This is a genomic window from Arthrobacter sp. NPDC080073, assembly GCF_040686575.1.
Classification (GTDB): Bacteria; Actinomycetota; Actinomycetes; order Actinomycetales; family Micrococcaceae; genus Arthrobacter.
This window is the reverse complement of the sequence record NZ_JBFBKR010000006.1, coordinates 118009-130075: the sequence shown is the minus strand read 5'-3', so window position 1 is coordinate 130075 and position 12067 is coordinate 118009. Positions and strand designations below refer to the sequence as shown.

11 protein-coding genes are annotated in these 12067 nt (G+C 65.1%); 8 read left to right on the top strand and 3 right to left on the bottom strand.

The features are described from left to right. Positions 1 to 172 precede the first annotated feature (172 nt). Entirely contained in the window at positions 173 to 877 is a 705-nt protein-coding gene (locus tag AB0O52_RS09620) for an alpha/beta hydrolase (protein ID WP_364536722.1), read from the bottom strand. 80 nt (positions 878 to 957) lie between these two features. Next, positions 958 to 2862 carry an FAD-binding monooxygenase gene (locus AB0O52_RS09615; protein WP_364536719.1) on the bottom strand — a complete coding sequence of 635 codons (1905 nt, stop codon included), beginning with the start codon at positions 2860 to 2862 and terminating at the stop codon, positions 958 to 960. A gap of 201 nt (positions 2863 to 3063) precedes the next feature. On the opposite strand from AB0O52_RS09615, the gene AB0O52_RS09610 reads away from it, so the two are divergent. From AB0O52_RS09610 to AB0O52_RS09580, 7 genes are all read left to right on the top strand, one after another. Next, positions 3064 to 4530, top strand: coding sequence for a fumarylacetoacetate hydrolase family protein (locus tag AB0O52_RS09610; protein ID WP_364536716.1), 1467 nt, complete (start codon positions 3064 to 3066; stop codon positions 4528 to 4530). Then, positions 4523 to 5197 (top strand): GntR family transcriptional regulator, encoded by a 675-nt coding sequence (locus AB0O52_RS09605; RefSeq protein ID WP_364536714.1) that lies wholly within the window; start codon positions 4523 to 4525, stop codon positions 5195 to 5197. The genes AB0O52_RS09610 and AB0O52_RS09605 overlap by 8 nt, the downstream gene beginning before the upstream one ends. Positions 5198 to 5252: 55 nt before the next feature. Further along, positions 5253 to 6767 carry a 5-carboxymethyl-2-hydroxymuconate semialdehyde dehydrogenase gene (hpaE, locus tag AB0O52_RS09600; RefSeq protein ID WP_364536711.1) on the top strand — a complete coding sequence of 505 codons (1515 nt, stop codon included), beginning with the start codon at positions 5253 to 5255 and terminating at the stop codon, positions 6765 to 6767. 107 nt (positions 6768 to 6874) lie between these two features. After that, complete coding sequence (gene hpaD / locus AB0O52_RS09595) at positions 6875 to 7978, top strand: 3,4-dihydroxyphenylacetate 2,3-dioxygenase (RefSeq protein WP_364536708.1); 1104 nt, start codon at positions 6875 to 6877, stop codon at positions 7976 to 7978. Positions 7979 to 8031: 53 nt separating this feature from the next. Further along, positions 8032 to 8817, top strand: a complete 786-nt coding sequence (hpaH, locus tag AB0O52_RS09590; RefSeq protein ID WP_364536705.1) for a 2-oxo-hept-4-ene-1,7-dioate hydratase — start codon at positions 8032 to 8034, stop codon at positions 8815 to 8817. Continuing rightward, positions 8802 to 9638: an HpcH/HpaI aldolase/citrate lyase family protein gene (locus AB0O52_RS09585; protein WP_364536702.1), complete on the top strand. Its 837-nt coding sequence runs from the start codon at positions 8802 to 8804 to the stop codon at positions 9636 to 9638. Before hpaH ends, AB0O52_RS09585 begins: the two co-directional genes overlap by 16 nt. A gap of 117 nt (positions 9639 to 9755) precedes the next feature. After that, positions 9756 to 10181 carry a hypothetical protein gene (locus AB0O52_RS09580; RefSeq protein ID WP_364536699.1) on the top strand — a complete coding sequence of 142 codons (426 nt, stop codon included), beginning with the start codon at positions 9756 to 9758 and terminating at the stop codon, positions 10179 to 10181. Positions 10182 to 10192: 11 nt separating this feature from the next. Here AB0O52_RS09580 and AB0O52_RS09575 read toward each other — a convergent pair whose 3' ends face one another. Next, complete coding sequence (locus tag AB0O52_RS09575; protein ID WP_364536696.1) at positions 10193 to 10657, bottom strand: hypothetical protein; 465 nt, start codon at positions 10655 to 10657, stop codon at positions 10193 to 10195. Between the two features lie 181 nt (positions 10658 to 10838). Here AB0O52_RS09575 and AB0O52_RS09570 point away from each other — a divergent pair, with 181 nt between their 5' ends. Next, positions 10839 to 12047, top strand: a complete 1209-nt coding sequence (locus AB0O52_RS09570; protein ID WP_364536693.1) for an aspartate transaminase — start codon at positions 10839 to 10841, stop codon at positions 12045 to 12047. Positions 12048 to 12067 lie beyond the last annotated feature (20 nt).

Here is a 12067-nt window from a genome sequence, read left to right as displayed (position 1 = left end):
GAGCAACCCAACCAACCCGACTGAAAAACACGCCCACACGAATACTGTCAACAGACTCTTTCGACAATGTCGGACACAACTTCAGCTATCGTCCACCGGAAAGGACGAAGCAGGTGAGGCTCGTATCATTCATTCCATCCTCGGATCTTGTCAAGGGTGATGGCTTCCGCGACTAGCCCCTCCGCTCAACCGCCGCAAGAATGGCTTCCCCGAGCTCAATCGGCTTGGTCAACTGCGGCCAGTGCCCGGTGGGCAGATCCATGAATTCGACATCGTTGATGCGTGCGAGCTCGGCCACGAAGGGGTGGCCGGACTCGATCCATTCGCCCAGCAGGCTGGAGGGGAACTCGCACGCGATGATGGTGGCCGGAACATCGTATCGGCGCACATCGTGCAAGCGTTGTTTATCGGTGGCCACGTTCTTTGGTTCCGGGATGGCACGTGCGCGGAAGGCGGCCCGCAGTTCGTCAGTGAGGTCCACGAGGTCCTCACTTTCGAAAAGCTCCCATTGGGGCAAGGGCACGGAATCTCCCTCAACCGGCAATTCGTCGTTGATGACTCCGCCCTCGCCAAGGGGGCCGCTGTCCACATACACCGCCCGGACCACGCGATCCGGGCGGGCGTCGACAGCGCCGTGGATGATGGCCCCGCCGCCGGAGTGGCCGACCAGTACAACGGGATTGCCAACAGCGTCGACAGCCGCCACCACGGCGTCGATGTGATCCCTGAGGCCGATGCCGGACCTCGGGGCGTCAACCGCCTCCAGCCCAGGCAGTGTGAGCGGGTGGACCGTGTGCCCAGCAGCAACGAGCGGCGGCGTGACCTCCGACCACGAAGAAGCGTCCAACCAGAATCCCGGAACCAAGATGATGTCCATGCCGGTACCCTACGACGGGCCACCGACAGAATGAACCCTTCCGCAGCCGGTGCGCCCGCGTCCCCAACAGCTCACACAGCTCACACTGCCGCAGTCCGTCCCGATCGAAGGAGGGGAGCGAAGAACGCGGCGAGTTCCGCCGTCGCGGTCAAGGGCAAGACGTTCGCCACATACTGGTCCGGCCGCACCGCAACCACGACGCCGTTCCGGTCCAGGCCACGCAGTTCGAAGATGTCAGCCGAAGGGTCGGTGCCGTAGACGTTCTCGAGGTACGTGAGCTTGAACGGCCCGACCTGAGGCTTGAATGCCTCCGGCACGGCCCCGATGTCGACGCCCGTGTGCTCCTGCTGATAGATCACCTTCACGTCGAACCATGCGTCACGGTCGGCGCCCGACGGCGTTGCGGCCAGCGGCGAGTCCGTCGAGTTCGCGATCCACTCGGCAAAGTCCGCCACTGCTCCGGAGGAACCGGCCGGTGCGCTGTCCGCGAAGACATAGATGCGCCACCGTCCGTCCGCGGTGGCCTGGTGGCCGAGTTGCAGCGGGTTGGTGTCGCAGACGCGAACCACCGGCGCGGACTTGAAACGCTTGCCGATGGTGAATCCCGTGGCCAGGTCTTGGTGTGTTGGCTCGGCGACGAGCGGCGAGGGGGCGTAATGGGTCATGAAGCCGGCAGGGAACTCTGCCGTGCTGACGTAGAAGTTCTCCAACTCGGTGGGGTCCTCAAATTCCTCGGGCTTCTTCGCCATGAGCGTGGACCACTCTTTGTCGAAGTCGATGAGGTTCTTGGCAACGACTTGCCGCTCGGCCGAGTATGTGGACAGGAGGCTTTCCGGGCTGCGGCCTTCGAGCACGTGTCCGAGCTTCCAGGCCAGGTTGAAGCCGTCCTGCATGGAGACGTTCATGCCCTGCCCGGCTTTGGCGCTGTGGGTGTGGCAGGCATCGCCGGTGATGAACACGCGTGGCGTGCGAGTGCCGCGCTCGTCCGGCAGGACGTCGTCGAACCGGTCGGTGAGGCGGTGGCCCACTTCGTAGACGCTGTGCCAGGCGACGTTGCGCACATCGAGCGTGTAGGGGTGGAGGATGTCGTTGGCTTTGGCGATGATCTGCTCGATCGTGGTGCTGCGCACTGCGCCCTTGGTGTTGGGGTCCACTTCACCCAGGTCGACGTACATCCGGAAGAGGTGGCCGCCTTCGCGCGGGATCAGCAGGATGCTGCCGCCCGTGCCGGACTGGATGGCGCACTTCGTCCGGATATCCGGGAAGTCCGTGACGGCAAGGACGTCCATGACGCCCCAGGCGTGGTTCGCCTGGTCGCCGGCGAGGGTGCAGCCGATCGACTCCCGCACCTTGCTCCGCGCGCCATCCGCGCCCACGACGTACTTGGCCCGGACAATGCGCTCCTGGCCTTCGTTGGGTCCGGCGGTGTGGAGAAGGGTAACCGTGACGGGGTAGTCCCCCTCACCCCTGACCTTGAGGCCGCGGAATTCGTATCCGTAATCGGGAGACATGCGGCTGGGGGAGTTCGCCATGAACTCGGCGAAGTAGTCCAGCACGCGCGCCTGGTTGACGATGAGGTGCGGGAATTCGCTGATGTCACCGGTCGGATCGTCGAGGGCGCGGGCGGTCCGGATGATGCGCGAGGGATCCACGGGGTCCGGCTTCCAGAACGCCATCTCGGTGATCCGGTACGCCTCGGCGATGATCCGTTCGGCGAATCCGAAGGCCTGGAAGGTCTCCACGCTTCGGGCCTGGATGCCGTCGGCCTGGCCGATCGCGAGCCTCCCGGGGCGGCGCTCCACGATGCGGGTTGTGACTCCGGGGAACTGGGACAACTGCGCGGCGGCGAGCATGCCGGCTGGCCCGCTGCCCACGATGAGCACGTCGACTTCGTCGGGAAGTTCGTCCGGTCTATCGATGCCGACGCCGGCCGCCGGCTGAACTCGCGGGTCGCCGGAGACATATCCGTGGTGGTGGAACTGCATGGGCTTTCCTCACTTCATTGTGCGGTTGTTCAACTATAGAACTGTAAATTCTCCATTTGAACCCTGAATTGGATTCCAACTGTACGGCAGGGGTGATGTGGGCTACAAGGCCCAAGTCACGGGCTCTGCCTGGGGTTGACGTCCCGAAACTCCCGAGTCATAGTTATCGTATACGATTTCGTACTCGATGAGGAGTAAAACTTGGAACAGGTCACCGACCACATCCTGGCCGCGGCCCGAAAGGTCATCGCGGTGCATATCAACTACCCCAGCCGGGCGGCCCAGCGCGGCCGTACGCCGGAGCAGCCGTCATACTTTTTGAAACCGTCCTCGTCCCTTGCTCTCAGCGGCTCAGCGGTGGAGCGCCCCGCTGGCTGCGAACTCCTCGGCTACGAGGGCGAGATCGCGCTGGTCATCGGCAAGCCTGCCCGCCGCGTAAGCATGGAGGAGGCCTGGAGCCACGTCGAGTGGGTGACTGCCAGCAACGACCTCGGCGTCTATGACCTGCGCTACGCCGACAAGGGTTCCAACCTCCGGTCCAAGGGCGGCGATGGTTTCACCCCGGTAGGTCCCGCGCTCATCCCGGCCGCCGACGTCGACCCCTCCCAATTGCGCGTCCGCGCCTGGCACAACGGCGAACTCGTCCAGGACGACACCACCGAAGAGCTCCTGTTCCCCTTCGCGTGCCTCGTGGCCGATCTCTCCCAGCTGCTCACTCTCGAAACCGGCGACATCATCCTGACCGGTACCCCGGCCGGCGCCTCGGTCGCCCAGCCCGGCGACGTCGTCGAGGTTGAAGTGACCGCCGGTGATTTCAGTAGCGGCCGCCTCACCACCACAGTCACGGAGGGTACGACGCCGTTCGCGGACTTCGGCGCCCGGCCCAAGGCCGATGACACCCAGCGGGAAGAGGCCTACGGTTCGCGGGAAGCGGCGGGTTTAGCGCCGCTGGAAAAACCGGCGCCGGCACTGAGCCCGGAGCTGAAGAAGAAGCTCGAAAGCGTCGCGACTGCCACCTTGTCCAGCCAGTTGCGCAAGCGAGGGCTGAACAACGTGAGCATCGACGGGCTGCAGACCACCCGTCCGGACCGCCGCGTCGTCGGGCTCGCGCGGACCCTGCGTTACGTGCCCAACCGCGAGGACCTGTTCGCAACCCATGGCGGCGGTTTCAACGCGCAGAAACGGGCCATTGATTCCGTCAACGAAGGCGAAATCCTGGTCATGGAGGCCCGGGGCGAAAAGGGCACCGGGACCGTGGGCGACATCCTGGCGCTGCGTGCCCAAATGCGCGGTGCCGCGGCCATCATCACCGACGGTGGAGTGCGCGACTATTCCGCTGTGGCAGGACTGGACATGCCCACCTACTTCGCCAACCCGCACCCCGCCGTGCTGGGCCGGCGCCACATCCCGTGGGACACGGACATCACCATCGCCTGCGGCGGGGCCACGGTCCAGCCCGGGGACATCATCGTGGCCGACTCGGACGGCATCCTGGTGATCCCGCCGGCCATCGCCGGGGAACTCGTGGATGAGTGCATCGAGCAGGAGAAGGAAGAATCCTTCATCTTCGAAATGGTCAAGCAGGGCAACAGCGTGGACGGCCTCTATCCGATGAACGCTCAGTGGCGCGCCCGCTACGAGCAGTGGGAAGGAGCCCAAGGTGACTGAAACCGCCGTCGGGAGCAAGTCCGAGCAGGCGTATGCGGCCGTGAAGGCCCGCATCGTGGAGGGCACCTACACTCCGGGTTACCGGCTGGTGCTGGCGAAGATCGCCGAGGACCTGGGCGTGAGCGTGGTCCCGGTCCGGGAGGCGATCCGGCGCCTGGAGGCCGAGGGGCTCGTGAAGTTCGAGCGCAACGTCGGCGCCACGGTCTCCGGAATCGACCCCACCGAGTACTTGTACACGATGCAGACCCTGAGCATCATCGAGGGGGCCGCGACGGCGTTGTCCGCACCGCTGATCGGCGCAGCGGACATTGCCCGGGCCCGTGCGGTGAACGCGGAGATGCGCGATTGCCTGGAGCATTTTGATCCCGTCCGCTTCACTGCGCTGAACCAGGATTTCCATAGCGTGCTCTTTGAACACTGTCCCAATCCGCACATCCTGGACCTCGTGCACCGGGGCTGGAACCGGCTCGCATCGATCAGGGCCTCGACGTTCCGCTTCGTCCCCGGCCGTGCGCAGGAATCCGTCAAGGAGCACGAGGCGCTGCTTCAGCTCATTGAAGGCAACGCCGACCCCGACACCATCGAACAAGCCGCCCGCCGCCACCGCTCCGCCACCCTGGACGCGTACCTCGCACAAAGCAACGCGGGGTCACTTAGCGCCCATTAAACGGCTCAACATGGGCCGTAAGTGACCCCGCGTTGCAATAGCAAAGGAAAAGACAATGACGTTCACTGCACCAGAAACCACCACCCATTACGTCCCGAAGGACCTTCCCACCCACATCCAGCACTTCATCAACGGCAAGTTCGTTGACTCGGTGTCCGGGAAGACCTTCGACGTCCTGGACCCGGTCTCCAACACCAACTACGCCACCGCAGCGGCCGGGCAAAAGGAAGACATCGACCTCGCCGTCGCCGCAGCCCGCGAAGCGTTCGTCAACGGTCCGTGGCCGAAGATGAAGCCGCGCGAACGCGCCCGCGTCCTGAACAGGATCGCCGACGCCGTCGAAGCCCAGGAAGAGCGCCTCGCCGAGCTCGAAACCTTCGACACCGGCCTGCCGATCACCCAGGCCAAGGGCCAGGCCCTGCGTGCGGCAGAGAACTTCCGCTTCTTCGCGGACCTGATCGTGGCCCAGTTCGACGACGCCATGAAGGTACCGGGTTCGCAGATCAACTACGTGAACCGCAAGCCGATCGGCGTCGCGGGCCTCATCACGCCGTGGAACACCCCGTTCATGCTCGAGTCCTGGAAGCTCGCCCCGGCCCTGGCCACCGGCAATACCGTGGTCCTCAAGCCGGCCGAGTTCACGCCGCTCTCGGCCTCGCTCTGGGCCCAGATCTTCAAGGACGCTGGACTGCCCGACGGCGTTTTCAACCTGGTCAACGGCCTCGGCGAGGAAGCCGGCGACGCCCTCGTGAAGCACCCGGACGTGCCGCTGATCTCCTTCACCGGGGAGACCACCACGGGTCAGACGATCTTCCGCAACGCCGCTGCCAACCTCAAGGGCCTGTCCATGGAGCTGGGCGGCAAGTCACCGTGCGTCGTATTCGCCGACGCCGACCTGGACGCCGCGATCGACTCGGCCTTGTTCGGGGTCTTCTCCCTCAACGGGGAACGCTGCACCGCCGGCTCGCGCATCCTCGTCGAACGCGCCATCTACGACGAGTTCTGCGAAAAGTACGCGGCCCGCGCGAAGAACATCGTCGTCGGGGACCCGCACGACCCCAAGACCCAGGTCGGCGCCCTCGTCCACCCGGAGCACTACGAAAAGGTCGCCTCGTATGTGGAGATCGGCAAGTCCGAAGGCCGGCTGCTCGCCGGCGGCGGCCGCCCGGCACACCTCCCGGAAGGCAACTACATTGCGCCGACCGTGTTCGCCGACGTCGCGCCCGACGCGCGGATCTTCCAGGAGGAGATCTTCGGCCCCGTCGTCGCGATCACGCCGTTCGAGAACGACGACGAAGCCCTCGCCCTCGCGAACAACACCAAATACGGCCTGGCGGCCTACATCTGGACCCAGAACCTGACCCGCGCCCATAACTTCGCGCAGAACGTCGAGGCCGGCATGGTGTGGCTCAACAGCCACAACGTCCGCGATCTCCGCACCCCGTTCGGCGGCGTCAAGGCTTCCGGCCTGGGCCACGAGGGCGGCTACCGCTCCATCGATTTCTACACCGACCAGCAGGCCGTGCACATCACCCTTGGCGCTGTCCACACCCCCAAATTCGGCGCCTAACCCAACTAACTCGCACTTGTTGTCGTTATGAGGCTCCAAAACGACACCTACTGCGAGTCAGTTGGGTACCGAACACCAAAGACCCCTTTCAAAGAAGAGAGAACCCCATGACCGATTTCGTCCCCACCCCCCCGATTCCCACTCCCACCGTCCCGGCGCCGGACATCGTCCGCTGCGCCTACCTCGAACTCGTGGTCACGGACCTTGCCAAGTCCCGTGAGTTCTACGTTGACCTCCTGGGCCTGCACGTCACCGAGGAAGACGAAGACACCATTTACCTGCGCTCCTTCGAGGAGTTCATCCACCACAACCTTGTCCTGCGCAAGGGACCGGTGGCCGCAGCAGCCGCATTCGCGTACCGGGTGAAGTCCCCGGCAGAGGTGGACGCCGCCGAGGCCTACTACCGCGAGCTCGGCTGCCGGGTGGAGCGCCGGAAGGATGGCTTCACCAAGGGCGTCGGCGACTCCGTCCGCGTCGAGGATCCGCTGGGTTTCCCGTACGAGTTCTTCTACGACGTGGAGCACGTCGAACGGCTCACCCAGCGCTACGACCTCTACTCCGCCGGGGAACTGGTGCGCCTGGACCACTTCAACCAGGTCACCCCCGATGTCCCGCGGGGCCGGAAGTACCTTGAGGACCTCGGCTTCCGCGTCTCCGAAGACATCAAGGATTCCGACGGCGTCACGTACGCCGCGTGGATGCACCGCAAGCAGACCGTGCACGACACCGCCCTCACCGGCGGCAACGGCCCCCGCCTGCACCACATCGCGTTCTCGACGCACGAGAAGCACAACATCATCCAGATCTGCGACAAGATGGGCGCCCTGCGCATCAGCGACCGGATCGAACGCGGCCCCGGCCGGCATGGCGTCTCCAACGCCTTCTACCTGTACATCCTGGACCCGGACGGGCACCGCATCGAGATCTATACCCAGGACTACTACACCGGGGACCCGGACAACCCCACGGTCACCTGGGACGTGCACGACAACCAGCGCCGCGACTGGTGGGGCAACCCCGTGGTCCCGTCCTGGTACACCGAGGCTTCCCTCGTCCTGGACCTGGACGGCAACCCGCAGCCGGTCATCATCCGCGAGGAAAAGAGCGAAATGGCGGTCACCGTCGGTGCCGACGGCTTCTCCTACACCCGCCAGCCCGAGGACGGACCCGCCGGTGAAAAGAAGGGCTTCAAGGTCGGCTCGCAGCTCTAGGCCCACAGCCCTCAACGTATGCTGACCGCAGGATGGCCGAACGGAGTGTGGAGATGCTTGACCCGAAGACGATAGAAACCATTGCGGACGAACTGCTGGAGGCAGGCCGGTCCCGGACCCCGGTTCCGCGCCTGACTGCCCGCTACCCGGAGATGACGGTGGAGGATTCCTACGCCGTGCAGCAGTTGTGGCGTCGCCGGAACGAGGACGCCGGGCGCACGCTGGTGGGCCGCAAGATCGGGCTGACGTCCAAGGCCATGCAGGCCGCCACGGGCATCACGGAACCGGACTACGGCGCGATCTTCGACGACATGGTCCTGGAGACCGGGTGCTCCGTGGCGTGGGACCAGTTCACCCACCCGCGGGTGGAGGTCGAGCTGGCGTTCGTGCTCAAGAAGGACCTCTGCGGGCCGGGCTGCACCATCTTCGACGTCCTGAACGCCACGGACTATGTGGTTCCGGCCCTGGAGATCCTGGATTCGCGGATCGAGATGGAGGGCCGGACCATCGTGGACACCATCTCGGACAACGCGGCCATGGGTGCCATGGTGGTGGGCGGGCGCCCGGTCCGCCCGGACGCCGTCGACCTCCGCTGGGTCTCGGCGATCCTGTACAAGAACCAGACCGTGGAGGAGACCGGCGTCGCCGCGGGCGTCCTGGACCATCCGGCCAACGGCGTGCACTGGCTCGTTAACAAGATCGCTCCGCACGGGGACGGGCTGAAAGCCGGGGAAATCATCCTCGCCGGCTCCTTCACCCGCCCGCTCTGGGTGTACAAAGGCGATACCGTCCACGCCGACTACGGACCCCTGGGAGTTGTCACATGCCGGTTCAAGTAGAACCAGACCGCACGTTCCGCGAAGCCCTGGCCGCCGCGAACCGGCCCCTCGCCGGGATGTGGGTGTGTTCGGGCAGCCCGCTCATCGCCGAACTGTGCGCCGGGGCCGGTCTGGACTGGCTCCTGATCGACGCCGAGCACAGCCCCAACGGCTTGGAATCCATCCTGGCCCAGCTCCAGGCCGTCCGCGGCTACCCCGTCCAGGCCGTGGTCCGTCCTCCGGTCAACGACACCGTGCTACTCAAGCAATACCTGGACCTGGGCGTGCAGGACCTGCTCATCCCCATGGTCAACTCCGCCGCGGAGGCGAAGGCCGCAGTCGCCGCTGTCCGCTACCCGCCGCACGGAGTCCGCGGCGTGGGCTCGGCCCTGGCGCGGGCCTCGCGCTGGAACCGCATCCCGGGCTACCTCGCCCGCGCCGCCGAGACCATCAGCGTCACGGTCCAGATCGAAACCGAGGCCGCCGTCGCCGACGTGGAAGAGATCCTGGCGGTCGACGGCGTCGACGCCATCTTCCTCGGGCCCTCCGACCTCGCCGCGTCCATGGGCCTGCTCGGCGAGCAAGAACACCCGAAGGTGCGCGCCGCCGTCGAGCACTGCCTTATGGCGGCAAAGACCGCAGGCAAGCCCGCCGGCGTCAACGCCTTCAACGAAGCCACGGCGCGTGCGTATATGGACGCCGGGGCGTCGTTCGTGCTGGTCGGCGCGGATGTCGCGCTGCTGGCGCGCGGCACGGAAGCCCTCGCGGACAAGTTCGTCCCGACAGCCCCCGACGGCGGAGCGCCCTTTGGCGGGACACGTGACACCCCGTCGAGCTACTGAACTAGGTAGGTAGTCGGTACTCTTCCGGAGGTGCTTGGACGGAGCTACATTGGATATCCCGAGGCCGCTTGGGGGCGGACGAGGAGGGGGTCGTCCGCAACTTCAATGGAGCATGCCGTGGTCCCGCAACCAGATCTCAATCCTCAACAAACCGCAGCCGTTGCCCACCCGCCGGTAGCGAGGCGTTCAGCCCCCGTGGAGTACGATCTTCGGGCGGTTTACGTCCCGCAGTCCGGGCTGTTCCTGGATGATGAGGGGCGCGAATTCTTCGTCACGGCGGTGGAATTCTGGGAGCACGCGACGGTGGTCAGTCTGTGCTGGAAACGCAGGCCCGTGGCAGGGCAGGGAAGTCCGCCCTTGGTTGCCACGGATGAGAACGACCGGGTGCTTGGCGTGAAACGCATCTGGAACGTCGGTGCGCGATCGATCCAACATTTTGAACCGATTTCAACGTCGGCCCGCGCGTTGACAGTGCTCATCGCCAGGAAAACAGGAACACAGGAACTGTTCAGCTGCAGGACGCCTCCGGCAAAGAAAGAATGAGGAGGCGAGGCCTAGGCGGGCCGTCGGATCCGGCGGGTGGCCTTGCGGATGTGGTCCGGCGTGAGACCGGTCAGCGATGCAAGTTCGATGTCATCGCAGGCCCGGCTGCGGAGGGCCATGACGATCAGGGCCTCCCTGCGCTTCTCGATCCGTCCCCTGTGTTCTTCGGCCGTGTGGAGATCAGCACTCTTGGCCTTCAAAGCGTCGAGATGGGAGCCGCGCGAAAGGCCGCTCGGATGAAGGTCACCATACGCTAGTCCGATTGTCCGGACGGCACGCATGTTCTCCCGGGTCACGGCGGAGATGGTCGCCACGCTGAGCCCATCTTCAAGGGCCTGGGCGATCATCTCGTTGCGGGTAGCGGTCAGGGCCCTGATGGTGCTTGTTGCTTGGGATAAGAGTTGCTTATGGGCTGTGAGCGACTGGATGAGCTTGTCGTGTTCACCAGTGGCCGGTGCACGGTCCTCACGCGCCACTGGCGCCTTGGCCCGGTAGGTGTACCTGCCGGTGGCTGACGGGCCCCGAAAGAGCCGCGGTCATAAGGGTCTCTTATTGGTCCACGCACATTAGGTCTTATCCATGGCGCCCGGCAGTGCCTAGTCTCGAAATTGGGGATTCGACACCCGAATCCTGAGTTTCACGATTCTGGAGAAGACAATGTCCGAGTACCTGCCGGCGTCGAGGGTCACACGCATCAAGTCCTCAGCAAGCGTTGCGGCCGCCGCCCGCGTCCGTGAACTACGAGCCGAAGGCATCCCGATCATCGACCTGACCGTCGGCGAGCCGGACTTCGACACCCCCGACCACATCAAGGCGGCCGCTATCGAAGCGATCAACGCCGGCGAGACCAAATACACCTCGGTGACCGGAACGCCCGAGCTGCAGACCGCCATCCTCCGCCGGATTGAAAACCACACCGGCGTGCACTACGCAGCGAACCAGCTGACCATCGGCGGCGGTGCCAAGCAGGTCCTCTACGTTGCCCTCATGGCATCGCTCAACGAGGGCGACGAGGTCATCGTCCCGGCACCGTACTGGGTGTCCTACCCGGACATGGTCCTCGCCAACGACGGCACGCCCGTGATCGTCGCCTGCGGAGAAGAGACGGGCTTCAAGCTCACGCCGGCCGCCCTGAAGGAAGCCATCACGCCCAAGACCAAGTGGCTCATCCTCAACGCTCCGTCCAACCCGACGGGAGCCGTCTACTCACGCGAAGAACTGCGGGCGCTCGGCGCCGTGCTTGAGGAATTCCCTCACGTCTACATCCTCACCGACGAAATCTACGACGAAATCCACTTCGGCGACGGCCGGGTAACGAGCCTCGTTACGGCGGTTCCTTCCCTGCGTGACCGCATCCTGCTGGTCAACGGTGTCTCCAAGGCGTACGCCATGACCGGTTGGCGCCTTGGCTACGGCGTGGGGCCGGTGCCTTTGATCGCCGCCATGAACAAGCTGCAGTCGCAGACGTCCTCCTGCCCTTCGTCGGTCAGCCAGGCAGCCGCGGCAGCCGCGCTGAACGGTGACCAGTCGTTCGTCCGGGACAGCGTGGAGGTGTATCGCAAGCGCCGGGACGTCGCGGTCGAAGGCCTCAACGCCATTGACGGACTGTCTGTCGCGCCGGCCGACGGTGCCTTCTATGCGTACGTGAACTGCAGCGGCGTCATCGGCAAAACCGCTCCGGACGGCACCGTCATCGAAAACGACCAGGACTTCACGCTGTACCTCCTCAACGCGGCCTCGGTTGCCGTCATCCAGGGCTCCGCGTATGGCCTTGGCCCGTACTTCCGTATCTCCTTCGCCACATCGCTGGAGACCATCAACGCCGGCGTGCACTCGATCCGCAAGGCAGTCAGCGCCCTCAATTAGACCCTCCGGGCACCCCGGAA

Bases quoted from the DNA above. Each gene is read 5' to 3' on its own strand.
- AB0O52_RS09615 (WP_364536719.1), bottom strand. From the start codon at position 2,862: ATGCAGTTCCACCACCACGGATATGTCTCCGGCGACCCGCGAGTTCAG.
- hpaH (WP_364536705.1), top strand. From the start codon at position 8,032: ATGCTTGACCCGAAGACGATAGAAACCATTGCGGACGAACTGCTGGAG.
- hpaE (WP_364536711.1), top strand. From the start codon at position 5,253: ATGACGTTCACTGCACCAGAAACCACCACCCATTACGTCCCGAAGGAC.
- hpaD (WP_364536708.1), top strand. From the start codon at position 6,875: ATGACCGATTTCGTCCCCACCCCCCCGATTCCCACTCCCACCGTCCCG.
- AB0O52_RS09620 (WP_364536722.1), bottom strand. From the start codon at position 877: ATGGACATCATCTTGGTTCCGGGATTCTGGTTGGACGCTTCTTCGTGG.
- AB0O52_RS09585 (WP_364536702.1), top strand. From the start codon at position 8,802: ATGCCGGTTCAAGTAGAACCAGACCGCACGTTCCGCGAAGCCCTGGCC.
- AB0O52_RS09570 (WP_364536693.1), top strand. From the start codon at position 10,839: ATGTCCGAGTACCTGCCGGCGTCGAGGGTCACACGCATCAAGTCCTCA.